At 35.9% G+C, this 25558-nt stretch carries 16 protein-coding genes; 10 read left to right on the plus strand and 6 right to left on the minus strand.

Features of this window, described 5'->3' with window-relative positions:
* Positions 1-195 precede the first annotated feature (195 nt).
* The 9 genes from QP953_RS24055 to QP953_RS24095 all read left to right on the plus strand — a co-directional run bounded on the left by QP953_RS24055 (position 196) and on the right by QP953_RS24095 (position 10668).
* A complete protein-coding gene (locus tag QP953_RS24055) occupies positions 196-2316 on the plus strand; it encodes a T9SS type A sorting domain-containing protein (RefSeq protein WP_309553199.1) in 2121 nt (706 codons plus the stop codon).
* Positions 2317-2446: 130 nt separating this feature from the next.
* The gene (gene murI, locus QP953_RS24060) at positions 2447-3199 is read left to right on the plus strand and encodes a glutamate racemase (protein ID WP_052592780.1); all 753 of its coding nucleotides are present in this window, start codon (positions 2447-2449) and stop codon (positions 3197-3199) included.
* A gap of 3 nt (positions 3200-3202) precedes the next feature.
* A complete protein-coding gene (locus tag QP953_RS24065) occupies positions 3203-4813 on the plus strand; it encodes a M14 family metallopeptidase (protein WP_309553200.1) in 1611 nt (536 codons plus the stop codon).
* An 85-nt stretch (positions 4814-4898) separates the two neighbouring features.
* A complete protein-coding gene (locus QP953_RS24070) occupies positions 4899-5348 on the plus strand; it encodes a hypothetical protein (protein ID WP_309553201.1) in 450 nt (149 codons plus the stop codon).
* 339 nt (positions 5349-5687) lie between these two features.
* Positions 5688-7541, plus strand: coding sequence for a histidine kinase dimerization/phosphoacceptor domain -containing protein (locus QP953_RS24075; protein ID WP_309553202.1), 1854 nt, complete (start codon positions 5688-5690; stop codon positions 7539-7541).
* Positions 7542-7907: 366 nt separating this feature from the next.
* The gene (locus QP953_RS24080) at positions 7908-8759 is read left to right on the plus strand and encodes an HTH domain-containing protein (protein ID WP_309553203.1); all 852 of its coding nucleotides are present in this window, start codon (positions 7908-7910) and stop codon (positions 8757-8759) included.
* 142 nt (positions 8760-8901) lie between these two features.
* Positions 8902-9864 (plus strand): hypothetical protein, encoded by a 963-nt coding sequence (locus QP953_RS24085; protein WP_052592771.1) that lies wholly within the window; start codon positions 8902-8904, stop codon positions 9862-9864.
* 185 nt (positions 9865-10049) lie between these two features.
* Positions 10050-10346 carry a hypothetical protein gene (locus QP953_RS24090; RefSeq protein WP_052592769.1) on the plus strand — a complete coding sequence of 99 codons (297 nt, stop codon included), beginning with the start codon at positions 10050-10052 and terminating at the stop codon, positions 10344-10346.
* On the plus strand, positions 10339-10668 hold the full coding sequence (locus tag QP953_RS24095; protein WP_052592767.1) for a low molecular weight protein tyrosine phosphatase family protein: 330 nt from the start codon (positions 10339-10341) through the stop codon (positions 10666-10668). Before QP953_RS24090 ends, QP953_RS24095 begins: the two co-directional genes overlap by 8 nt.
* A 203-nt stretch (positions 10669-10871) precedes the next feature.
* Here the strand turns inward: QP953_RS24095 and QP953_RS24100 are convergent, their stop codons facing one another.
* The 5 genes from QP953_RS24100 to QP953_RS24120 all read right to left on the minus strand — a co-directional run bounded on the left by QP953_RS24100 (position 10872) and on the right by QP953_RS24120 (position 19510).
* Complete coding sequence (locus QP953_RS24100) at positions 10872-11555, minus strand: hypothetical protein (RefSeq protein WP_309553204.1); 684 nt, start codon at positions 11553-11555, stop codon at positions 10872-10874.
* A gap of 391 nt (positions 11556-11946) precedes the next feature.
* Positions 11947-13194 (minus strand): DUF445 domain-containing protein, encoded by a 1248-nt coding sequence (locus QP953_RS24105; protein ID WP_052592763.1) that lies wholly within the window; start codon positions 13192-13194, stop codon positions 11947-11949.
* Between the two features lie 100 nt (positions 13195-13294).
* Positions 13295-13999, minus strand: coding sequence for an isoprenoid biosynthesis glyoxalase ElbB (gene elbB / locus QP953_RS24110; RefSeq protein WP_052592761.1), 705 nt, complete (start codon positions 13997-13999; stop codon positions 13295-13297).
* Between the two features lie 326 nt (positions 14000-14325).
* A complete protein-coding gene (locus QP953_RS24115) occupies positions 14326-16716 on the minus strand; it encodes a carboxypeptidase-like regulatory domain-containing protein (protein WP_309553205.1) in 2391 nt (796 codons plus the stop codon).
* 385 nt (positions 16717-17101) lie between these two features.
* Complete coding sequence (locus QP953_RS24120) at positions 17102-19510, minus strand: TonB-dependent receptor (RefSeq protein WP_309553206.1); 2409 nt, start codon at positions 19508-19510, stop codon at positions 17102-17104.
* Positions 19511-19961: 451 nt separating this feature from the next.
* On the opposite strand from QP953_RS24120, the gene QP953_RS24125 reads away from it, so the two are divergent.
* Complete coding sequence (locus tag QP953_RS24125; RefSeq protein ID WP_309553207.1) at positions 19962-23738, plus strand: TonB-dependent receptor domain-containing protein; 3777 nt, start codon at positions 19962-19964, stop codon at positions 23736-23738.
* A 246-nt stretch (positions 23739-23984) separates the two neighbouring features.
* On the opposite strand, the gene QP953_RS24130 is transcribed toward QP953_RS24125, so the two are convergent.
* A complete protein-coding gene (locus QP953_RS24130) occupies positions 23985-25397 on the minus strand; it encodes a PepSY domain-containing protein (protein ID WP_309553208.1) in 1413 nt (470 codons plus the stop codon).
* Between the last annotated feature and the right edge of the window lie 161 nt (positions 25398-25558).

The raw sequence follows: 25558 nt of genomic DNA on the forward strand, positions 1-25558 counted from the left end.
TAATTCAATTAGGGATGTAAAGAAACAATAAATATTGGTTATATAAAATATCAAATCAATTATATTTTTGTAGATAAGAAATGGGGTTATCAACAATATACATATAATAGTACTTTCTCTATTATAATAACGTAACGAACTCTTTTTTTGTCTAAAAATTCCATTATTTTATTTTTTAATTAAAACCTGATAAATATGAAATTTAATTTTTTAATTGCATTCTTTAGTGCTTGCTTTTTGACAATTGGTAGTGTATCTGCTCAAACAAATGTCATGTTTAAATTCAAGATCTGGAGAAACTCAGTTTCTGTTGCCAATTATCTTGGAGAATATACAGCATATACGAATGGAACAGATTTTTATGATGTTACATCAGACATGACAAGTCAACTTTGCCCTGGTGACCAACTAGTTATACAAAATCTTTGTTCATTAAATGGCACTCAATTGTCTTTTGATGGGGTAAATAAAAAAGCTACAATAGGCTTAACAAGCAAAATAGGTTGTTCTATTGTAGGTCCACCCGCAAACCCAAACCCATTGACACATATTGCTGATGTCTGTCAAGGTGTTTCTGGCTGTACAACTGCCCCTCAACATTTCAATACTTGGAACTGGGGTACTTATATTACAATCAATTTACCCCCATATTCTTCTACAACAGGAAATACATTTTTGATGTTCTCGTATGGTATCATGGGAACACCTGTTAGTAATTGTGGTTGTGGGCATCGTTACTCGTTTACTAAAATCAACTTAGCACCAAGTACTTCAATTAGTGACTTGACTATTTGCCCTGACGCTTCTGTTACAATTCCGACTACTAGCGGTTTTACCTATAGCAACTGGAGTCCTAATAACCCGAACGTAACTACTCCAACTACCAATACCAATTATACGGTAGACATTACTCATACAGCAACAGGCTGTACAACAACAGATGCTTTTACCATTAGAGTTAACTACCCTGATGCAGAACTATCTATGCCCAACCAATTGTGTTACAACCAAAGTACTCAATTCACAGAAGATGATTATTATGAACTGTATGGCAATTCTACAACTCCTTTATCACTGACAGTCAACGGTGCTGTTATATTTGATGCCAATGCTAATGTGTTTAATTTCCCTTATCTTCTAGATGGTCCTACAACAGGTGCAGGAACCTACACATTTGAATATACCTACTCTAAAAATGGTCTTACCTGCACCAAGACTTATGAGATGATTATTCATCCAGAAATTGTCCTAAATATGCAAAGTGCTTATGCATTCTGTAATAGCAATTTCCAACCCATCTTTGCTACCTCTGGTGGTATTGTAGGACAACCTGGCATTACCTACATCTGGACACAATTTGGCGTTCCATTTTCTGTAGGAACAGGACCTTACTTTACGCCTTCATCTTATGGGACCTACACAGTAAGAGCTTATGATGAGTTTGGCTGTGAAGTTAGACACACGTTTACAGTATACGATCCAGGAGTTGGCATCAAGCACCCTGCTAATATTACCTACTGTTCTTTAACAGAGCGTGGCCCTAGTTACGTTGGTTGGCATAGCGATCCATTTGGACCAATTCGCTATAGCTTCGACTGGACTTATACGGACGAAAACGGAACAACAGTTTCTATTGCCAACTCAGGTCCAGGCTATCAAGTTCCTTACCTTGGACCAGGTACCTACACAGCTGTTGTGAATGCCAATGGATGTACAGAAACCATTAGCATCACCGTAACTGACTTATTGCAAGTTTACAACAACCACGGTAATGCAGCCTTTAGCTTTACGCCTTTGTTTGGAAATCAGGTTTCTTGCCAACCCAATGTTAGCATGTCTGGAGTCAATGATATATGGACAGTTGTTGATGAATTTGGAACTACCATTTCTACGGCTCCTTATGGCTCTGGTATTCGCTTCTCTTATACAACTGGAGTTGAATATACAGTTACATTAAGAAGAGAGTCTCCTAGTCACTGTCAGGTGTTTGTTAATCAATTTACTTGGTTGGACAACTTTAGAAAAGTAAGACGTGAGCAGGTTTCTAACGATAACAACAGCTTGAATTTTGAACCAACAAGTGTTGAAACCTTCCCCAATCCAACAACAGGCTTGGTTAATGTTCAGCTAAAAAATGCTGAAACTTCGGAAACGAGCATTCAAGTTCTCAATACATTGGGGCAAATTGTAATAGAAAAACAAGTTCAAGATACGAATACCATCGAAATTGACTTGAGTAAAGAAATCAGTGGTATGTATATCCTTCACATTGTTAACGGAAATACTCAATTGACAGAAAAAATTATCAAAGAATAATTCCTCTCCAAGAACAAAAACTCATGAAATGTGGAATTTGCCCCAAGTAGCTTTCGCTACTTGGGGCTTTTTTGTACTTTTACTAATACAAAATAGAACATTAAATATTTTTAAATAGGCAAAGTAATACATGAAGAAATTGGCATTTTTTGATTCTGGGTTGGGTGGCTTAACGGTATTGCACGAAGCTTTAAAGCAAATGCCAAACGAGCAGTATATCTATTTTGCAGATTCTGACAATGCGCCTTATGGCATTCAGTCTACTGCTGCGATCAAAACCTTGGTATTTGATGCCGTTGAATTTTTAATGCAACAAGATCTTAAAGCTTTAGTTTTGGCCTGCAATACGGCCACTAGTGTTGTTGTCAAGGATTTGCGCCAACAATATACCATTCCAATCATAGGCATGGAACCAGCTGTCAAACCTGCCATCGAATTGGCCAAACATAAAAAAACACTGATTTGTGCAACAAAAAAAACCTTGGCAGAAAACAAACTTCAGTTGCTCATCGAAAATCTAAATGCTACCGACAAGGTCAAACGTCTTTCACTTCAAGGTTTGGTCACTTTTGCCGAAAACTTTAATTTTAATGGCATTGAGGTTGTTCACTACCTCAACCATTCTTTTCAAAACATCAACTGGGAAGAGTTTGACTCCATTGTATTAGGTTGCACTCATTTTATCTATTTCAAACCAATCATCCAAACGCTTATTCCTTCGCACATTCGTATATTGGATGGCAATGAAGGCACCATCAACCATTTGCGCAGTAAAATTTCTTTAGCCACCACGATGACTACTTTTCCTATAGAGTTTTTTACATCCAAAAAAGCAATGCCAGCTTCACATTTTGCTCCTTGTTTTGACTTACTCAATCAATAACTTATGAAAGTTTTTTTAACAACTCTCCTATTTCTTTTTTTTAGCCTAGAAATAGCAGCTCAATTACCTTTTGAATTGCTCACGACACCTGAAAAAACAGCTTTTGAGAAAACATCTACCTCTGAGGAAGTGGTTGCCTTTGTTGAAGCCATTCAAAAAAGAAGCGATCAAGTCCATACAGAAGTTTTGCTGATAAGCGATAGCGGTCGGTCAGTTCCATTGGTCGTCATGGCTAATCCTGCTGTTAGAACACCAGAAGAAGCAAAAGCCTCTGGAAAACCAATTATCTATTTTCAAGGTAATATTCATGGTGGAGAGGTAGAAGGCAAGGAAGCATTGATGATTTTAATGAGAGAAATCTTATTCGGTGACAAAGCCTATTTGCTCAATAATCAAATTGTTATTTTTGTTCCTAATTATAATCCAGATGGCAATAACAAACTTTCTTCTGAACATCGAAAATCTCAAGAGCATTGTCCTCATCTAGCGGGAAGCCGGCGTAGTGGTGGGGATTGGGATTTGAATCGAGATGGAATAAAAATGGACGCGGTAGAAACCAAAGGATTGATGAAAAATTTAATTCTAAAATGGGACCCTGATGTTTTTGTCGATATGCACACAACCAATGGGGTTTGGCATGGCAATGAACTAACCTATGCGCATAGTTATCATTACGCAGGTCATCCTGCTACCTCTGATTATACTAAGGATATCATGTTGCCTAAAATCAAAAAAAATGTCCTAGATAAATACGATTTGCATTTTGATATCTATGGCGGTTATTCATTGGCGGAAGGTTGGCCTCCTAAAAAATTCTACACCTATAATCACCACCCTCGTTATCTGGTCAATCAGTTCGGTTTGCGTAACAAAATGGCCATTCTTAGTGAAACATTTGCACATGACAAATTTTATCATCGTATTAATTCTGCTCATAAGTTTGCCTTAGAAATACTTGAATATACTAGTTTGCATGGACGACAAATTATGACCATTAATAAAAAAAGCGCCACTGAAACCATCCATAAAATAAAAACCCAAGCAGGTACTTACAAAAATGGCGTTCGTTTTAAGATGGTACCAACAACAAAGCCGTTTCAGTTGAGAACTTATGAATACCTTCCTTATACCGATAGTACAGGAAAAACAAAATACGCACGTACTGCTAATAGAATTGATGTTCCTAATGTTACCAATTATAGCGCTTTTGAAGCCACTGTTACTTCTACTGTTCCTAGAGGTTATATTCTCCCTGCCGAATTAAAAAACATTGTAGAGCATTTGCGAGCACATGGTATCGTAGTAGAAGAACTGACACAAAAAACTAGCTTTTCTGGTGAAGTTTTTACGATTGAACAATTAGATGTAAATAAAAAACCTTTTGAACGACATAATATGGTCACTTTAAAAGGAAACTTTGCGCCTGCGAATAAATCGTTCCCAAAAGGTTCTTATAAAGTTGACCTTGCTCAACCTTTGGCCAACTTAATTTTTTACTTATTAGAGCCTCAATCTGACGATGGTTTGGTTACTTGGAATTTCTTTGACAAAGTGCTTTACCAACTTGGCGTAAATAATCAACCGATAGAGTATCCTGTTTTCAAATATTGGTAATCTACAATCCTCCAAGAAGTGTCCCCCTTTGCCTTGCACAAAAACTTTAGTAATTGTTTTCCACCTAAAAACTAAAATATAACACATGATTAACTTACCACAAAAAATCCAAGAGAATTTATTGCCCAATCAAATTCCTAATATTACCAATTGGTGGGATGAATTAAGTTTGGAAGAACAGCAAATTATATCCGTTCTATATAATGAAACAGACTTGGAAGAAGGTGTTTCAATAGAGCTTTGTGGGGAATTTATAGACGAAGAGGATGATTTTGAAAATGAGTTTTGGACGATTGGTGGTTTGTACCAATACTTGGTTAATCATGAGATTTATTTAAAAGACTTTTCCATTCATGTTGGAGGAGTTTGTTCTGCGCATCAACAAGCTATAGCAGTAGGTCAAAAGGGAATAATTCCAGCTCACTTTCATTGTCCTCTTCAAAACAAAGCTTGTCCGATGCTACAACTTTTAAAGTTTTCACCTAATCAATCTCTCAAACTATCCGCAAAGCTAACCAAACATATAGTCTCATAGTTCTTGCGTTGTAAACACAAATTGCTATTCTCTGTTACAATAGTTCGTTGAAACCACGAAGTAGCAGCGTAGCTAACTACTACTGTTAAAAAAGTTGCTCTATTTAACGTTACAACACGATTACTTCTTTTTTAGGCAAGATACTTGTACCTAATTAAGCGGTATATCCTCATTATAAATAGACTATTTTAGTAAAAAACCTAATAACAACAGTCATCTCCACTGCGACTAGATGGATGCTGCTTGTTTTTTGGGGAAATAATTACTTCTATACATTCTTTTTTTTGTAAATTTACTGGGATAACTTGTCCTATGTTACCATCTTATAACTCCCTATAAATGAATCACTATAAAGTCTGTATCATTCTTTTTTGTTGCCTATACAATGTTATTGGTACAGCACAAACTTTGTCCAAATCATTAGACTTGCTGTTTGACAAAGGCAAATTGTTGTATGAACAACAAAAGTATGCAGAGGCCACAGAAACATTTAATCAGTTAATTGATAAAGGTGTCGCACAAAAGAACAATCATTTACTTACAAAGATTTATTACAAGTTAGGAGTCTTTTACGACAACAAAAAAAATCACAATAAGTCATTAGATTGTTTATTTAAGGGGACTAATATTATTAAAAATAAATTGAATCGAACTCGATCCAATATTATTATTTCGGGCATTGACTCTAACGAAAAAAAACACTCCTATCCTCCACAAGAAGCTGAAATAATTGCCAACTTATACAATAGAATTGGTGGTGTTTATTTTAATCAAGAAGCGTATATCAAAGCCGAAAAATACTGGGAGATTGCTCGTGAAATTGCAGAAAACAATCAACAAATTAAGCCTCTTTCTAGTATTCTAAACAATTTGGGAGAGATAAAGCGGCTTCAAGGGGATTGGCAAAATGCCTTGCCTTTTTACAAAAAAGCACTTGACATAAAAATGTCTATCCAAGATTCGTTGGGAATGATTATCAATCTATCTAATATTGGAGCAATCTATACTCTATTAAATCAGAATGATTCTGCTAAATTATTTTACGATCAAAGTTATCACATAGCGCAAATAACAAACAATCCTAAAATGCTTATGTTGTGCTACACCAACTATGCTAGTTATAACAAATCAAGAAATAAGGTACATGAAGCTGCTCTATGGAGCAAAAAAAACATAACTATCGCTCAAGATTTAGGGGATTTAAATACCTTACTAGCCACCTATAAGCAATTAACAGAAATATATGAGCACCAGAATATTTTAGATTCCTGTTTGTTGTTCCAAAAAAAATGGATTACCCTAAGTAAAGTTATTAATCAACAGCAAAATGAAAAACTTGCTTTGGAGATTGAAGCAGAGTTTTTGATCAATGAGAAAGAAAATGAATTGGCTTACCTCAAAGATAAGAGTCGAGTAGAACAGCAAAACAATCAGCTCAAAGATTATTTTCAATGGGCTTCTATTCTTAGCTTATTCAGTGTGTTAATTTTCACCTTGATGATTCTCAGATTGAGGAATAAGAAAAATAAAGTGCTTGCTGATAGTTTAGCCCAAATCAATGAGAAAAACAAAGAAAAGGATTTATTACTCAAAGAAATCCATCACCGTGTTAAGAATAACCTTCAAGTAATTACGAGCCTACTCAGTCTTCAAAGCCATAGTATTGTTGACCCTACCACCAAAGAGCTTTTTAGTCAAAGTCAACATAGAATTAATTCTATGGCAATGATTCATGAAATGCTGTATCAATCTAACGATTTGTCTAAAATTAATTATAAAAGTTACTTAGATCAATTGGTAGAAAAACTGGTATCCTCCTTTAAAGGCATCAACCATCAAGTAAAAATAGATCTTGATGTTCCTGAATTGTTTCTAAACATAGACACGGCTATTCCCTTAGGATTGTTAATTACAGAAATCATTACCAATGCTCTTAAATACGGAATGCCAGATGCTCAAACAGGTCAATTAACTCTAAAAATGCAAATTTTAGATGCTCCTAACTTTCTATTGGAAATTGGTGATAATGGTCCAGGTTATACAGGGGATTTTAATTCTCAAAAGCAAAAATCTTTGGGGCTTCGTCTAATTCAGCAATTAGCGATACAATTAAATGGAAGCATTCAAAAAGATATGGAAAAGTCTGGAACATACTACATTCTTCGATTTCAAGAAATTGATACCATTTCTTAAAATCTTTCCAAACAACGAGTTCCACAACTCCAAGAAGACCATTTTCTAAATGCTTGAATTGATCTGTCAACGCTTGTATCATTAGGCAAAAACCACCTTATTAAGTCTTAAATGCTTGAAAAATAGCTGATTTTATCAAAAAAGCAAAACATAAACGTTATATTTAATAATACTCCGTTAGTTCGTTCGCTTTGTCACTTGCTGCGCTGCTACCACTTGGTCTCAATGGAGTAATGATTTAACTAATCATCAAATATTATAACTATTTATTCAAGTAATATCCCCAAAGTTCCTACGCTAAAAAGAGCTGTTTTGATGGCATGGTTCCTTTAGGACACTTACTTATTATCGACCTATCTTCTTCTTATGACGTATTTAGAACTAGCTTATAGAGTACTAGAGGAGACCCAACGTTTGTTATGGGTAGATGATATATGGCGTATTGCTAAAGAAAAGGGTTACATTAAAGAACTAGAGCAACATTATGAAAACGAAGAAGATAACATCAATTTTTTGGATAATGTTTTGTATAAAAAAGTTGGTCAAAACAAACTGCGACTTTTAGAAGAAAAAGGGCTGTATTACTTAGTTGACGTCAATAACTTAGCTGCTCAAATTGAAACGGCTTTATATGGCTCCAGCATTAGTAGTTATCAAGAAATTCTCACTCACAAAAAAGTAAAGCATTTTAGTCCATCTACTCGAGGGTTTGATGGCATGGTTTTGTTCTTTCTTCTAGCCGTTGGCTTTCCTGTTAGTCTGTATATTAGTACTAGCTTTTATGATGGGTCCTATTTAGATCCTATTTTTATTGGCGGAACAGTTGCTTTAATGATTTGTTTTGCCATAATTGTTTTGGTGTATTTGCAATTAACCAACTGTGATTTTTATATTCATCCAGACAAAATTGAAATTTACAGAACTTTTTTTCCAAAAAATAAAGTTGTTTCAATTTTAATAAAAGACTTGGTCAAGATTGAGGCATGGGGATTGGGAACCGAAAGCCAAATTAATAGTGATTTTAAAAGTTTGGTATTTACCTATCAAAATAATGGAACAACCTATGTCAAAAAGATTCGATGCCATGGTTACATCAATCCTAGTACGTCTTACGATCCTTTTTCTGTTGTCATTCGAAATTTTGAAAGCTTTGCTACTTTAAGAGTATTTTTACAAGAAATTTGCGCCATTCAAAATATCCCCTATCAAGAAAAATAAGGCTAGCTTTCCCTGAATGCTTACAATTAAATGGACATTATTTTTATCCTGCAATTACTTTTACTCTCTTCCTTTGCAAAAACATAAAATCCTGTTAATTTTAGGAAAGGGAAAAATAACATTATCAGCAAAATTTCAATCAATGAAAATAAAATTTGTCTTTTTAATGCACCTGTTTAGCTTTCAAATCTTATGTGCTCAAAATATGGCCGGACGATGGGAAGGTTATTTGGATCATAGTGAAGGGGCTTCTTCTAAGGATGGTTATAAGGAATATTGGGAACGAGGCGTATGGAAAGAAGGTACCAATACGCATAATGTGCAATTAACATTGGTTTTCGACAAGAAAAAAAACCGTTATACAGGCGAATACTACATAGAAGAAGCTTCTAAAAAAACACATTTTGCTCGTTTTGCAGTTCGTGCAACAGCAAGCAACAAAGGAATTAATTACAAAGCTGATGCTAAAATATTTGAAACTAAAAACAGTCGAAATCGTGGATTTTGTTTTAGTGAGGCTCAGTTAACTTGGTCGGAAGATAAAAAATACGAATACTTACAAGGAGTTTGGACAAGTTGGGATGATAAAAAGAAAACATGTGCCCCTGCACATATTTGGGTACGCCGAAAGAAAAGATTTAGTAGTCCTCCTGTACCCGTTCTTGCTACCGTAGAAAAAATAGATACGGTGGTAGAAATGAATATTGTTGCTACCAAGACAACAACTAGTACTTCTCCCAAGGAACCTTTAGTCGCTAAACCTGCTTATAGTAATAGAAAGCAGATTGTGAAAGAAACCATTCATGTTCCTAAAGATTCTATATGGGTTCAAGTTTGGGACTCTAATCGAGAAGATGGTGATATTATTTCTCTAGAATTTAATGGTCAAATTCTCCTCAAAGAGCATACACTAACACGTAATAAAAAAGGATTTCGAGTGCCATTATTGCCTGGTGTCAATACACTAACTTTGATTGCTCACAACTTAGGAGAAATTCCTCCCAATACCGCAGCGATAGAAGTAGAACGGAAAGAAGGGCATAAATTGATTGTTCTAGAATCGGATATGGATACTAGTGAGTCCATTCAAATTATAAAAGAATAACATCAACTTGCTACTTCCAATTGCTACACAGTTAATTATTCACACTACTCTCTAGAAAATAAAAACTGATAATCAATCAAACGTAAGTTTTTTTTATAGCTTACAAGTATTCTAATAATGACAGTTGGCTAGGTTGCTGCTGCTAAATAAATAAAATGATTTTAAACGCTTTAAAATAATAGCAAATGACTACAATGGAAGTAATCGAGGAAATGGATATCCTAATCAAATTATTGGATGAAACAACAACCTCGACAGGACATGTTGGTATTGCACTTCAAGCAATGGCAGTAGCCAAAGAATATGCAACAGCCAAGGATAGTGCTGCTGGAAATCAAATGTACAACGATCCTTTCTACAACTACTTTCAGCAAGCATCAGGTGATTTGCATGCTCAATATCCATTGAGAAAAATGGCACTACTTGAAGCTCTGAAGGCATACAAACGTTATTTATCACCTAGACGAGCTTCTAATGATTAAAGTCCTTTTTGTTTGTAGTAAAAATAAGTGGCGAAGTCGAACGGCTGAGACTATTTTTAAAAATAGAAATGGTCTCCATGTTCGTTCTGCGGGCACGGAACGCTCTGCGCAGGTGCGTCTAACTCAAAAAATGATTGAATGGGCGGAGGTGATATTTGTCATGGAAAACAAACACAAATCTAAGATCCAACAACGCTTTCGAGCAGCTTTGCAGAATCAAGATATTGTCGTTTTAGATATTCCTGATCTTTATCCTTATATGGATGAAGAATTGATTCAGTTGCTCGAAGATTCTATAAATTATTACTTTGAGGATGTTTGAGGTTTACTGTGTTATAAGTTGAGGTAAGTAATCGTTCAGAAAAAATTCTATAAACCACGAAGTAGCAGCGCAGCTAAACAACCTTCTTTTTGCACTACTCTTCATCGGAAAAATTTGCTTTAGCTCGCTACCACGCAGTAGCACCGCAGGTAAAGCCGCACTTTTCCTCTTCGACTAGCACTAAAAATAAGACTATTTTTTGACTATAATTTTTTATGCCCACTTACTATTTTTTGATACAATTCTCCAGTCCATGCATTCTTCCAACCTTTTTTGTGCTCTTCAAAAACCCATCGCTCAAGATAGGAACTAGGTGTATCAAAATTAGAATTCCAAGAAACGTCCATAACTTGCTCTACAGTTCTAGAATCCTCCTCAAATGTGTTCCAATCTTCTATTCGTTTTCCATCATTTTGATAAAATCGCCCCGAAAAATTGTATTGTTGTAAACTAATCCCTTCTTCTTTGGAATAAACAGGCGCTTCCAAAACATAGCGAATGGTACTGTCGCTGTAGCTTTTTATAATTTCACCATGTGCATAAATTTCTTCTGAGTCTTTGGTTCTCAACAAAATCATAAATTCTGCATTGGATAACAACACAATCTGTACCCTCTCGCCCTTTGCCCCACAAGTTGCACAGATAAAAGAAGTATGTTTTTGCTTCATGCGCTCGTTCCAAGACATTTGATTCGCCCAGTCCGATAGCTCCTCCTTTCTTGAGGTATACTCTAATTCGACACTTTCGTCCCACAATGGTTCCTGCTGAGACACTTCATATAGATTCTTTTCTTGCAATTTCTTAGCTTGGAGCTTATTTTGTAGAAAAATAAAATAACCTACCCCCAAGACCAAAATAGATCCGTAGTATAGTGTTTTAGCAGACATAGAGAAGTGATAAGATAGAATAACAAGCCTTACATAACAACTACTAACATTTCTAATTATCAGTAGTTATAACATTGCTATAAAACATCAATAGTTCGTTGAAAAACTTTATTAGTTTGATAATCAATAAGTTGTAAATTTGTTGCGTTTTGTGTTAAAAATTTGATTATCAAACTAATATAAATGTGCTTTTTTATCTTTTTGGTAAAAAAGTAAAAAATCAACGAACTACTAAAACATAATAGACAACATATTTTTAATAACGTAGGTCTTGGGACAAATGACATAAAATGCAGCTACCTTATTATTCTATTAACACAATTTAGCAGTTGTTTAGTATTGATGTGACGGGTAAGGTTCCTTTAGCAGCACGGACGAGGCTGTGTATGCTTTATAAAACCAACAAGAGTTGCAAAAATCCTGCGATCATTCCCAATATAGCCCCTGTTAAGATTAGCTTCCACTCATCTTCCTGAAAAACGGGGCGCAAGAAATCAACAAACTCATCTGGCGGAAGGTTTGTCATACGAGTATACATTGTTTCTTCAATATCTAATGCTTGTTTGGCATAATCAAACACCACATGAATTTGTTCTGGAGCTGCCTCTATAAAACGATTTACAGCAATCATTTTTATTTCATCATAGGTGTCTGTTCCAGATGTAAACTTGATCAAAGAGCTGTTAAATCCCGCTGTTTTGTCAATTCCTTCTTTAGAATGCTTTTCAATGATTTTAATCAGCTTATCAGCACCTTTGCCTTTGAACATTTGTGTAAACACATTGTCCATAGTCATGACATTTTCTGAGACCAACCGAGCATAGCCTCTAGAAACTTCTTTCTGTCGTTTGATAAACAAGCCTTGTATTTTGAAACCTAAAATTTTGATGGGATTAGTTGGCGAAAAAATCATTTTCAATGCTAATACGTTGGTTAGGTAGCCCACCAACAAGCCACCGACTGGTAGTTGCCAATTTGCTCTCCAATAAAGCCATAAAATAGCTTGAAATACACCAAATATAAAACCGAAAACAAAACCAGAACGCTCAATAAAAGTAAATTCTTTGTCGCCTACTTCCAAAAAGATTCGATTGAGCAAGTCTTTGTTATTGGTCAAATGATTAACGGCCATTGCTTTGAGATCAAAAACATCGGTAATATTGACCTTTACCTCCTCCATAATCTCCTCAATAACGCTTGGTATTTCTTCGGCAGCACGAGCGTAGATTTTCTCTTTTTGGGCATTGGGCAACAACTTCCACATCGGTACGTGCTTCGTCATGACTTCATTGGTAACCTCTCTAGCAAGTCGCAAAATGCTTGGCTCCATTTCTTTGGCAACAATTGCAGGACTAATTCGAGCAAATTGATCTTCTACATCAATTAGTTTTGTCGTAATCATGTCTGTTGCCTTACTAGCCATACTTTCTGCTTTGGAGGGAATAATTCCCTGCCAACCAATTGGAGGAAACCCAGACCAACCAATCGCTTTTATACCTTGTATTTTAAAACCAATAAACTCCAGAGGATAAAAGGTCATTTTTAGGGCTAGGACATTCGTTCCCCATCCTATTATCGCAGAAATAAAAGGTAAGCTTATGATACTCCAATCTAAATTATTGCTAATGGACTCCCACACTGGCTATTGATGTTAAAAAGGGTAGATATTTATTATTCGTAGTTCGTTGGTTAGCTGCGCTGCTACTGCGTGGTAGCTCTATCACCACCTATTGCATTATTTAAGTTGTTTCTTGTTGTTCCCCTTGTACCAAATGAATCAGTTCAACAATTGCCATAGCAATATTCTCACGAACTTCTCGAACACTTGCATCCATCATATAACAAGGAGCCGTCACTATTTTGTTGGTATGGTCAACAATCACCTCTTCAACCGTTGCCATTGTTGCCAACGCTCCTATCTCATTTAAGCCATTGCTAATTCCCTCTATATCGTAAGGAGAAGAAGCTTCGGTTGTTCCAACTGTCAGACTAGCATTGATATCTTCTCCTTGCAATGCCTTAGCAATTACAGTAGGTCCCATGCACAATCCAGCTACAGGTTTTCCTGCTTTTACCATATTCAAAATGAGACGCTTTACATCTGCATGAATAGCTCCTTCTGGTCCAGCAATTGCCCATTGGTTCAAATTTTTTGCAGCGCCAAAGCCCCCTGGAATTACCAACGCATCAAAGTCATCAATCGTCGCATTTGCCAAATCACTAACAGCGCCACGAGCGATGCGTGCTGATTCTATCAAAACATTTCGTTTTTCTGGTAGTTCTTCTCCTGTCAAATGATTAACGACATGATGTTGTTCCTCATTAGGAGCAATACAAACTGCTTCTGCCCCACATTCGTCAATAGCAAGTAATGTAAAAACGGCTTCTTGAATTTCAGAACCATCATATACGCCACTTCCTGCCAATAAGACACCTATTTTCATTTTTTTTTATTTTCTATTAAAGTCATTACTCCGTTGAAAAATCGTATTAGTTTATTGCAAGATGTTTTTTTATGTTTTTCGTAGAAAACTAAAAAAGCAACGGAGTATTATTAAAGTAGTAGTTCGTTGATTTTTAACACTAGGGAGTAGTTTACACTTCTGTCCTTCTTTTCTTGGTCAAAAATTTCTAACAACACTCCATTCAATTGAATGAGAACCTATACAATTCATCAAAAAACAATATAAAATTTCTACACACAAGTTACAAAATTTATTGTTTCTAAAGCATAGTTCAGAAAAAATGATCTATCTAAAGAGGTTATTTCTTAAAAACGAAGTTGATAGTATAAATTCGGAAGAAAACCAAATTGCTTTGCTCGCTCAATCATCTCTGTTGAAGGATTGTATTTGACTTGCAAATCATTTTTAAAATTAGCCACATTCAAAATCTCAATATAAATATGATGCGAAATACGCTTTTTGCGATGGTTAAAACGAGCACCAAGTCTCAAATCTAAACGTTTGTAGATCCCCAAGCGTTCGGAATAGGCTTGATCCATTAATAAAACCTCTTCTCCTGCTGCTCTAGATGCCTCCAAATCAATCGGCGTATAGGGCAAACCTCCATGAACATTAAATCGAACATCTGTATAGAGCACATTTCGTTTTTTCTTCCCTATTTTAAATTCTTTTCCAACAACGATATTCGCAATGTATTGCACATCAAACGCACTGCTACGCCAAATTTGGTCACTTCCTTTATACAATGCTCGTTGATAAGCTCCTGAGAGCACACCATAATAGCCTTGGCTAAAAAATTTCTCGATGGACAACTCTGCACCATATCCAAAACCTTCACCTGTACTCTCCCATCCTACCAATTCAGGATACAACGAGAATGCTCCATGGTTAGCCAAAGAAATACTACTTGGTGTTTTTAATACAGGGATATTGGTATTGTATAAAGCGTAGATATTCGCTCTTAATCCCCAGTATTTAGCTAAATAAGCATCATAAGATAATACCAAATGATGGCTTCTTGTGGCTCCCAACTCCCGATTACTTTCATCATAACTACCATCTGACTGTTTTTGAACAAAAAACGACATCGTAAACGACTGAATTTTACTATGCCAACCATATCCCAAGCTAAGTTTGTGACGGGCAGCAATATACCAATTGAGGGCTACTCTAGGCTCTATGGCCCAAGAGTTCTTATTGAGTGTCCAATACATACCTTGTACACCTAATGTGATGACAAAACGGGGCGAAAACTTATACCTTGCTTGAAAAAAGCCACTGGCTAACAATTGAATGTCATTCGCACGAGAATGCGTTTCGTCTCGTTGCAACCAGCGATCCCAAATAGAAATAAAGTGCAGATAAGCGTGAATTCCTGTCCTAAAAGTAAATTTGGGTGTAATTTTTTTATTAAGCACACTAGACAAACCAATTCGCTGGCGAAAATTCTTAACCGAAAAATAAGGCACGATACTATCTGGATAAATTGTATCTCTCTGAGACCTATAATCTTCTAACAGATAAGATAGTGTTGTCTTTATGTACGTTTGTTTGTCTAAGAACTTTTGATGTTTTACCCCCAACAAGCCAAAGTTAGCATTAATATAAAGATCAACTCCCTGCTCTGAAAAAATATCACTAGTATCTATTCCTTCATTTAACAGAGCAACATCTGAAAGCCCTCCGATTCCAAAAAATGAAAATTTCCCCATTTTTTTGGTCGGAATTTCTACTTTAAAATTCAAATCATAATAATGTGGCGCAGCATTAGTACCTATATCTATACCTGCTAATTGAATCAAATCAAAAATACCCGTTCGAGCACCAACCACATAAGAAGCTCCCCCTTTCTTAAAAGGTCCTTCCGCCATTACATCAAAACCAAAAGAACTAAGTTGCAGTTGAAATTCATGTTGTGTATTATTTCCTTTTCTCAAATTAACATCAAAAACCCCAGAATAGACATTAGCATATTGTGCCGCCAAAGCTCCATTTACAAAATCTGAATTATCCAATAGGTTCGTATTGATTAAGGGAAAGATTCCCCCTGTATTTCCCATCGTAGCAAAATGATGCGGGTTTTCGACAGGTACTCCTTCTATCATCCACTGCATCCCATAAGGGCTATTTCCTCTTGATACAATGAAGTTTTGCGAATCATCTATATTAAACATACCAGGGAAATTAGTGATCATACGAGCAGGGTCATTAAAACCTCCCACATACTTCGATACCTCTTCAACATTAAAAGCTCTAGCACTAATCGGGTTCATTTCGTCTATAGTTTCCATTTTTTCATTGCGAAACCGCCCCTTATCCTTAATCGTACTTCGATCTGCTTCTATGGTAATAAAACTTTCTGCTTCTTCATCCATCAGAATAGTAACCACCGTTTGTTTTCCACTTACGACCAATTCTTCTTGTATTGTTTCGTAATAACCTTGATACTCAACCCGAATACGTTGCCGTCCTACTGGAATTCCTTCTAAATTGAACGCGCCATTTTCATCAGAAATTGCAGTTATTCTAGGCGAATGATTTAAGAGTTCGACAAAAGCACCTTTGATACCATTTTCTGTCGTTCGATCAACTACATAACCTCTAATAACTTGTTGTTTTATGGTAATGTTTTGAGCATAAATTTGTCCCCCAAAGCACCAACAAACGATAAAAACTAAAGTGTAAATGTTTCTCATTTCATCTCTCATTATCTAATTATTATAATATAGGTTTCATCATTCAGTAGACCGCTTAACCAAACTAGATGGCACAACTTAGTTTACTAGTTTATGAAATAAGTCGCAGACTACTACATCATTAATAACAATAGCGCAAATCCATTCAATTTTTCAATTATTCAACGAATCAAACTATTCATTTATAAGTAAGTGGGAATATTCTCATAGCACTTTATTCAACAGAATTAAGCCCTAAATTCATAGCCTATTTTATAATGGGACAATTGTAGGTGAAATATTTTTTTTAAAATTTAGTAGCATCACAGCTGACTGTTGTTAATTATAGGTAAAACGATAAGCAATAACGATCGTTCCTTACAAAAATGCACCTTAATTCGCTATTTTAAAACTGTATGCGGTAAAAAAGGTTGGGAATCAATCCAAATTGTTCGCCTTGTACTATTTTTTGTTGCTCGGCATCGTATCGAACTTGCCGTGCATTCTGAAACAAACCAACATTGATAAAATCAATGAAGAAATAATGGGAAATTTTCTTTTTACGGGGGTTAAATCGAGCACCTATTTTTATATCAATTCGAGTATAAGACTCATTTCTTACAGCGTATGAATTTTCGTAGTCTCGAACTTCTTTTCCTTGTGCAATTGATTCTTCTAATAAAATTGGGATATAGGGTGTACCTCCTCTGTGGTTGAATCGAAGGTCTAAAGTGATTGCGTTTCTTTTTTGTTTCCCAATTTTAAACTCCTTTCCTGCTAAAACTTGCAATACATATTGAACATCAAAGGCAGTATTTCGCCAAACACCATCACTTCCCCTATAACGGGAACGAAAATAAGCCCCAGAAATTATCCCATGATACCCTTTACTAAAAAATTTCTCTATAGATAATTCTGTTCCTGCGTTAAAAGCTATTCCATCGTCTATTAAATCTACTCTTTGTGGTGTTTCATAGACACCATGATTGATTAAGGAAAAGCTACTTGAAGTCTGACTAATGGGAATATTAGTATTATACTGACCATACACATTTGCTTTTAAGGCCCATTGTTGTGCCAAATATAAATTGTAAGACAATACCAAATGATGACTTCGGATAAAGCCTAAATCTCGATTGCTTGTATTGTAAGCATTTTGTCCCACTCCTTCTGGCTCAACGTAAAAGGAAACCGAAAAAGGTTGAATTTTACTATGCCATCCATATCCTAAACTCAATTGATGCCGTTTTCCCAGATACCAATTCAGCGCTATGCGAGGCTCTACAGCCCAAGAACGGTTGTTTAAACTAAAATATTGAGCATGAACTCCTGCATTAATAACAAATCTTGGGGAAACTTTATATTGGACTTGCGCAAAACCGCCTAAATGAAACAAAATATCTTCCGAATCGTATACCAATCGCCCTTTTATCAAGTCATTATCCTTAATATCAAACAAAAATAAGTAGCCATAGCCACCTGTCCTAAATGTTAATTGTGTGTTGAGTTTTGTATTAAACGTGCTACTTAGCCCTCCTCTGTGTCGCATTACTCTAGCAGTATAATAAGGAATTTTTGCTCCTCCCCCCCCTTGATCTAATGAATCTTTATTAGACGTATAATTTTCAAACAAATAAGAAGCTGTTGTCTTTAAATAACTTTTTTCTTTGATAAATTTCTTATGTGAAATGCCAACCAACCCCAATTGAGTTTCGGTATAAATATCAACATTTTCTTTGGCAAAAATATCATTAGGATCATATTTATTAGCTAAAAATGCCACATCTGCAAGACCACCGATTCCAAAGATAGAAAAACTTCCTGCTGATTTAGTTGGGACATCAATTTTGAAGTTTAAATCTCCATATCCAGGACTAGAGCTACTCCCAGTATCAAAGCCCAATAACTTGATCAATTGCAAAACCGAATAGCGGCAACTAATCATAAAAGATGCCCCTCCCTTCTTGAAAGGTCCCTCCACAAAAACTTCCGCTCCCAACAAACTCAATTCTCCTGTAAACTCAAATCGTTGGTTGTTCCCTTTTCGCATATTAATATCAAAAACTCCCGAAAAAGCATTGCCGTATTCTGCCGAAAAAGCACCGTTTAAAAAGTCAGAGTCTGCCAATAAATTCGTATTCAAAACAGGAAAAATTGCTCCCGAATTACCTATGCGCCCTAGATGATGCGGGTTGTCCATAGGGACTCCTTCTACTTGCCAATGAATTCCAAAAGGGCTATTTCCTCTTGACACAATGTAGTTTTGAGGGTCGTCGATATTATACATACCTGGAAAATTGGCAATCAATCGAGCAGGATCTTCCAAACCTCCAGGATAACGTGTAACTTCCTCTATTTCAAACTTTCGATAACTTACAGTAATCATTTTGTTGCTTGGTTCCAAGCGACTATTTCGGAGTCTTCGTTTATCTTCTTTTTTGCTTTTCCTTTTGGAGGTAATGGTAGCGACTGCCTTGTATTCTTCTTCCAAATCTATGTCTAAGACAACTTCTTTTCCTGCGTCAACTAAAATAGAAACAATATTCTCATAAAAACCTTCGTGTTCTATTCTTATTCGTTGACGCCCTACAGGAATGTCTTGCATTTCAAAACTGCCATCAGCATTTGAGATTGCTGTTATTCGTGGCGAGTGGTTTAGCAATTCAACCAATGCTCCTTCTATAGGCACATTAGAAAATTTATCTAATATAAAACCTCTTACTAGTTGACCTTTATTGTTGTCTTGGCTGTTCGCGCTTGTACTACAATAAACTATAAAAAATAGTAGCACTCCCAAAAATAAGTATCTATGCATTGGTGGGGATATTTTGATGATAGAGGGATGACGTACTATATAATATACAAAATTATTAATATAAAACCTTTTAAGTAGGACTCGATTTCAATTTTAAGGATTTTTTTTACATTCTTTAACAATTTTTTAGAGGTTTCTTTATTCTTTTTTTTTGGGAAATAAGCATTCAAAGTCAAGAATTGAGCTCTGATATATTATTTTCTTTTTAGAGAAAGGCTATTTTTTGTGCTTTGTTTAATTTTTTATTCTATTCATATTTGTAATATGGAAAAGAGACAATACGGGCATATTGAATCAATTCCTACTACTCTCTAGGCATTTTTTATATAATTCTTGCGATATACATATTGCTACATCACATTGATTATCAGAAAATAAAAAATGCCACTCTCAATCTTGTTATAACTCAACCGAAAAGGCTTTTTTACTAACAATAAAAGCTTACTTGGTTATGCGATACCTAATACTCCTAAGTCTACTCCTTATTGGCAGTAGCACATCATGGGCACAAACTAGCCTACTTGGCAAAGTGATTGACGAAGACACAGAGGAAACACTTCCTTATGCTACCCTTGCCCTCATGCAAGACGACAATCAAATTGCCGTTACAACCACTGATTTTGATGGTAATTATAATTTTTCTAATATTGATGGTGGCACTTACAATATCATTATTGCTTTTACAGGTTATCCTTCCAAAACAATTAAAGGAATTAAGATTTCTACCAACGAGACAAAGCAATTTGACATTTTGATTAGTGCTACTGTTAAAGGTCCAGAGACAACAATATATGATACCAAAATCATTGATGCAGGAAAAAATATAGGCGGTGCTACACGAGATGCCAGTTTCATCCAAAACAATCCTGATAGAGGTATTGGTAGTGCTATTCTTAGTACTGCTACGGTCAATGCCTTGGAACCAGGAGAAGCGGTTAGTTCGGGTGGCAGTCGAACAACTAGTAATTTGGTTCTAGTCAATGGTGTTCCTGTGTTAAACGGTAGTGCTCCCATTGCAGATCTAGAAGTAGAGGAAATTCAGATTATGACAAGTGGTATTCCCGCTCAATATGGAAATGCAACAGGTTCTATTACGAATATTATAACCAAAGGACCATCTAATCGCTTTAGCGGAGGAGTTCAACTTGAAAGTTCTCAGTTTTTAGACAATTTTGGCGAGAATACAGTCAATGGCTTTTTCTCTGGACCAATTATTGCCAAGCCTATTTTAACCGCATTAGGCGATACTGTCAAACGAGGAGAAAAAGTTGTCAAATCTACCATTTTGGGATATCGTTTTTCTGGTTCCTATTTTACCACAAAAGATCCTCGCCCATCGGCTTTGAGTACCTTAAAACTCAAAGATGAAAAGCGAAAAGAAATCTTAGCCAATCCTTTGATTGCTAATCCTAATGGCGCTGGGTCTGTGTATGCCACTGATTTTTTGACAGAAGATGATTTTGAAAAAACAAATGTTCGCTCCAATGCTCGTTCTTCTTATGCACAGTATTCAGGAACCATAGAATATAAGCCTTCTCAAGAATTCTTTCTTACAATTGGTTCAGAAGGTATTTTTAATTGGGGAAAAACAGCTTCCATTGGCAATCAACTCCTAAACTATGAATTTAATCCTGATAGAAAATCAAATAACCTTGGTTTTAATGCCCGTTTTAGGCATGTCGTAAACTCTACGATTCCAGATTATTCAGATGAAGAACAAGATGAAAAAAGTTTGCAACCTGCCTTTCAAAACCTTAGTTATGAATTAACAGCAAGTTACAATCAAACCAACTTTGAATCGCAAGATGCTCGTTATGGGAATCGCTTTTGGGAATATGGTTATGTTGGGAAATTCTACGAAAGTAGACGTCCTGTTATTGGAGTCGTAGACTCTCTGGCTATTTATAATTCTCAAGGAGAGATTATTGCTTACAAAGCTCAAACGGGGCACGCTTCTTTCTTTAATGCGTTTGATAAATACGAACCGAATTGGGACATTAATCCAGGTCTGGCTGCCTATAATAATTTGATTCCTCAACCAGACCCTCTGAATTCAGATGCACCAACTAATCTCAATCAGATGGAGGTTATCAATGGTTTGAATACAGGAAGCCGCAACAGTATTTACGGTTTGTATAATGCTCCTCACCAAACAGGCGCTGGATTTAGCAAAAGCAATCAATCGCAAATACGTGGAAACGCTCAAGTCAATTTTGACTTGGTTACCAATCAACGTTCAGGTAACCCTATTCGTCATCAATTGCAATTAGGGGGAACGTTTGAGCAACGCATCGAGCGTAGCTACAACATCAATCCAACTGCATTATGGCGTTTTGCTTATCAAACTACCAATGCACATATTTCTAATGCAACAGATCGCTCTCGCCCTACTGGTGAAAGTTATTACGACCCTTTTACACAACGCAATTATCAATTGTATGAAAGTTTAATCAGAAAAGATGCCGAAGGGAATGAAACTGCCATGACTGAATTTGGAAAAAATTTGAGAGAAGCACTGGGATATGACAAAAGAGATTGGATATCTGTCCACGAATTAACACCAGATCAAATGCAATTGGAATGGTTTGAACCGTCAACGCTTATTACAGGTAGTCAAGGAATTATCAATTATTATGGTTATGACTATAAAGGAAACCCACTGGGAGCTAATGTTCAATTTAATGATTTCTTTACGGCAACGGATGCCAATGGCATCAAAACACGCCCAGTTGCTCCTCACAAGCCGATTTATTTGGCAGGATACATTCAAGATAAATTTGTTTACAAAGACATTATCTGCAATTTTGGGGTTCGCTTCGATAGTTATGATGCCAATACCAGTGTTTTGAAAGATCCTTACAGCATCACAGGTTATGAAACAGCAGCGGAATTTGAAAGTAGCTCTTCTTTGTACGATGCGGGAAAAACATCGGAGTACAACAGACCTAGTAATATTGGTGATAACTTCGCCGTTTATGTCAATCAAAATACTAAAGATGCTAATATTGTTGGTTATCGAGATGGCAACCAATGGTACAATGCACAAGGTCTCCCTGTTAATTCAGCAAGCGAGTTAGGAGCTAACTTTATTCCTGCTTTAAAAGGATTTGGTACTTCAGAGATAGATCCTCAAGGTCAAAACTATGATCCCAACAAAGCATTTGTAGATTATAAACCTACTGTCATTGTAATGCCTCGTATTTCTATTTCTTTCCCCATTTCTAATGAATCTAATTTCTATGCTAATTACGATATTTTATCTCAACGTCCGCCTGTAGGTGCTTATGCTTCTGCATTGGATTATTACAACTTTAGAGAAATAACAAATGGAGGAGGCATTATCAGCAACCCTAATTTGAAGCCAGAACGCACTATTAACTACGAAGTCGGTTTTCAACAAGCGTTAACAAGGTTTTCTAAAGTAAAAGTGTCTATGGTATACAAAGAGGAGCGTGATTTGATTCAAGTACAACAATATACCAATGCTTATCCTAATACTTATTCTACGTTTGGAAACGATGATTTTTCTACCACCAAAGCATTTAAGTTAGAATACGAAACGCTACGCCACAAAAACCTTAGAATTATTGCCAACTATGCCTTGCAATTTTCGGAGGGAACAGGTTCTAATCCAGTATCTTCTACAGGAGTAGCAGCAGAAGAATTAAAATATGTATTTGCCTTGGATTTTGATCAGCGGCATACTTTTTACACCAATATTGATTACCGCTTCGAAAGTGGAGATAAATATTTTGGTCCTAAAATTGGCAACTTTGAATTATTTGGAAACACAGGTTTGAGCGTTAGTGTTAATGCCAACTCTGGACGTCCTTATACTAGAAAAAGAATTCCTGGAGATGTTGGAAATAGTTTCTCTGACAGAATTACAGAAGGTAGTATCAATGGAGCAAGAACTCCTTGGAATTTCCGCTTGGGCATGAAGTTAGATCGCAGCTTTGTTATTGGAAAAAATTCAAAAAATCCACTTTACTTAAACGTTTATCTACGTATTACCAACTTGCTGAACACCCAAAATGTACACGCTGTTTATCCAGTTACGGGTTCTCCTTATGACGACGGATTTTTGACAACAGCCAATAGCTCTGGACCTGGTTTTGCTGCTTCTCAACCAGATTCCTACGAGATGTTATACAATTTGCGCATGAACAACCCTCTCAATATTTCTCGTCCTCGTAGAATTTTCTTGGGAGTAAGTTTTTCATTTTAATAACAAACAATAGTTATTAGCTACGCTACTACTGCGTGGTTCCAACAAACTATTGACAAAAAAACTAAACCTTAAAGCCTTATATCTATCATAGATTTGTATTGTTATAAAGGTATGGAGTTTGCTAAGTAATTCTACTTCTGCAAACTCCATTTTTTTTAGTATAAAAAATGGCTATTCGCTATCTTTTAGTAATTAGATACACTGCTACTTGGCTATTGATTACTTCTTTGCTACTGCGTGGTTTCAACGAACTATTGGTCTATTCAACCACAAAACAATTCCCAAAACATTTACCAAAATAATTCCTATCATTATAATTACAATAATAATATCTCGAACTGTTTTTCCTATTGGGTCAATAAAATGATACTTGTGTAACATTAAAAAACTAAATGCTTCCAAGCGTTTTGAAGCAGAAATAGTTGCCGCCAATTTGCCAGAAGAAGTTTCTACATACACACTATGTTGCTGCTTGGTATCGTATTGAATTTTAGTAACAGGCAAACGCTTGTTGATAAAACCATATTCTCCACCAAATGCTTGAATAGGAGTTACAGAGACAATTTTTTTAGCAGGCAATTGTGTGTATTGATTCGCTAGGTAAATAGCGTAACGTTCCTCCCCTTTTCCTAAATGTTCTAAAGTAGTCGTTTTAAAATAACTGGTTTCTGTTGCTTTTTCCATCCAATTTACTTGAAAATAGTTGACTTGGTCTATCGATACAATAGAAATATTTTTTACCAAACGATCCCCTATTTTACGAACCAAAGCAGGCAGCTGCTTTACCTCTGTAGAAGAAAATACAGGTGCTTTTTCAGAAATGACTTGTGCAGTATTTGCTTTAGCCAACGCGTGATAACCACCACTAAAAGCAAACCCCAGTGTTGAAATAGCCACCATTAAACCAATGCGACGGTGCCATTTTCGGTTCTTAGCTTCGACAGCATGAGTAGGAAATACTCGTTTCCATAAAAAACCATAGATGACCAAACCACTAAAAGCCACCCCAAAAGCCATGATCATAAATAAAAGCATTAAGAAAAGCTTTAGTTTTGGCATCCCTTGCAAAAAATTCCAATTGTGGAGATAACTAAAAATAGCAATGCAAATTTTTCTTGTTCGGTTGTTCATTGTTCCCAGCCTAGAACTATTCGTTTCTACATAAACATCCATACCATCTGAACGATCAAAAGAAACCTTATAAACTGGCAATAGTCGATTGATAAATTTATACTCGAAGGTAAACTGGTTTAGCTTTGTTAAGCTGGCAATTGGATGCTGCTCATCGCCTAAAAAGTAGCGCGCTAGATATTCTGCATAACGTTGGTCTCCATTGTTTAACAATGTGTTATTCTTAACATTAATATACTCTGTTTCTTTTCCCTCTCTGATAATTTGATAATAGGTTTCTTTCTCAAAGTGCACCAATCTAAAATTACTAAATGATGTGATACCATGTTGCTCCAAAGCTTCTCCCAAAGCAATGCTAGTTGTGTCCAAAGCAACTGGTTGGGGCACAACAAAGCGTTGAGCAGGTTTTATTTTAAATAAATGCGCCATCATTGGATGCGTCAAACCACTAATGCACCATCCCAATACAGGTATAGAAACAAGCAACCCAATACGATGATGCCATTGATATATTTTTTTAAACATGATTTTGATCGTATAATCATCCGTCTTTCCTCAACCTTTAAGACATTCTAATCTAAGACAGACGATTGCTTTTAAATAGGCTTTCAAAAAGCCACTAGTTCACAAAAAATGGACTGCCTGTTGTAGGTTATTTTGTATAAACAGTAACCTGAATAACAAAC

The sequence above is a fragment of the Aureispira sp. CCB-E genome, assembly GCF_031326345.1.
GTDB lineage: Bacteria > Bacteroidota > Bacteroidia > Chitinophagales > Saprospiraceae > Aureispira.

What these genes read in the sequence shown, in the direction of transcription:
- QP953_RS24055 (WP_309553199.1), top strand. Translation starts at nt 196, where the DNA reads ATGAAATTTAATTTTTTAATTGCATTCTTTAGTGCTTGCTTTTTGACA.
- murI (WP_052592780.1), top strand. Translation starts at nt 2,447, where the DNA reads ATGAAGAAATTGGCATTTTTTGATTCTGGGTTGGGTGGCTTAACGGTA.
- QP953_RS24065 (WP_309553200.1), top strand. Translation starts at nt 3,203, where the DNA reads ATGAAAGTTTTTTTAACAACTCTCCTATTTCTTTTTTTTAGCCTAGAA.
- QP953_RS24070 (WP_309553201.1), top strand. Translation starts at nt 4,899, where the DNA reads ATGATTAACTTACCACAAAAAATCCAAGAGAATTTATTGCCCAATCAA.
- QP953_RS24075 (WP_309553202.1), top strand. Translation starts at nt 5,688, where the DNA reads ATGAATCACTATAAAGTCTGTATCATTCTTTTTTGTTGCCTATACAAT.
- QP953_RS24080 (WP_309553203.1), top strand. Translation starts at nt 7,908, where the DNA reads ATGACGTATTTAGAACTAGCTTATAGAGTACTAGAGGAGACCCAACGT.
- QP953_RS24085 (WP_052592771.1), top strand. Translation starts at nt 8,902, where the DNA reads ATGAAAATAAAATTTGTCTTTTTAATGCACCTGTTTAGCTTTCAAATC.
- QP953_RS24090 (WP_052592769.1), top strand. Translation starts at nt 10,050, where the DNA reads ATGACTACAATGGAAGTAATCGAGGAAATGGATATCCTAATCAAATTA.
- QP953_RS24095 (WP_052592767.1), top strand. Translation starts at nt 10,339, where the DNA reads ATGATTAAAGTCCTTTTTGTTTGTAGTAAAAATAAGTGGCGAAGTCGA.
- QP953_RS24100 (WP_309553204.1), bottom strand. Translation starts at nt 11,555, where the DNA reads ATGTCTGCTAAAACACTATACTACGGATCTATTTTGGTCTTGGGGGTA.
- elbB (WP_052592761.1), bottom strand. Translation starts at nt 13,999, where the DNA reads ATGAAAATAGGTGTCTTATTGGCAGGAAGTGGCGTATATGATGGTTCT.
- QP953_RS24115 (WP_309553205.1), bottom strand. Translation starts at nt 16,716, where the DNA reads ATGAGAAACATTTACACTTTAGTTTTTATCGTTTGTTGGTGCTTTGGG.
- QP953_RS24120 (WP_309553206.1), bottom strand. Translation starts at nt 19,510, where the DNA reads ATGCATAGATACTTATTTTTGGGAGTGCTACTATTTTTTATAGTTTAT.
- QP953_RS24125 (WP_309553207.1), top strand. Translation starts at nt 19,962, where the DNA reads ATGCGATACCTAATACTCCTAAGTCTACTCCTTATTGGCAGTAGCACA.
- QP953_RS24130 (WP_309553208.1), bottom strand. Translation starts at nt 25,397, where the DNA reads ATGTTTAAAAAAATATATCAATGGCATCATCGTATTGGGTTGCTTGTT.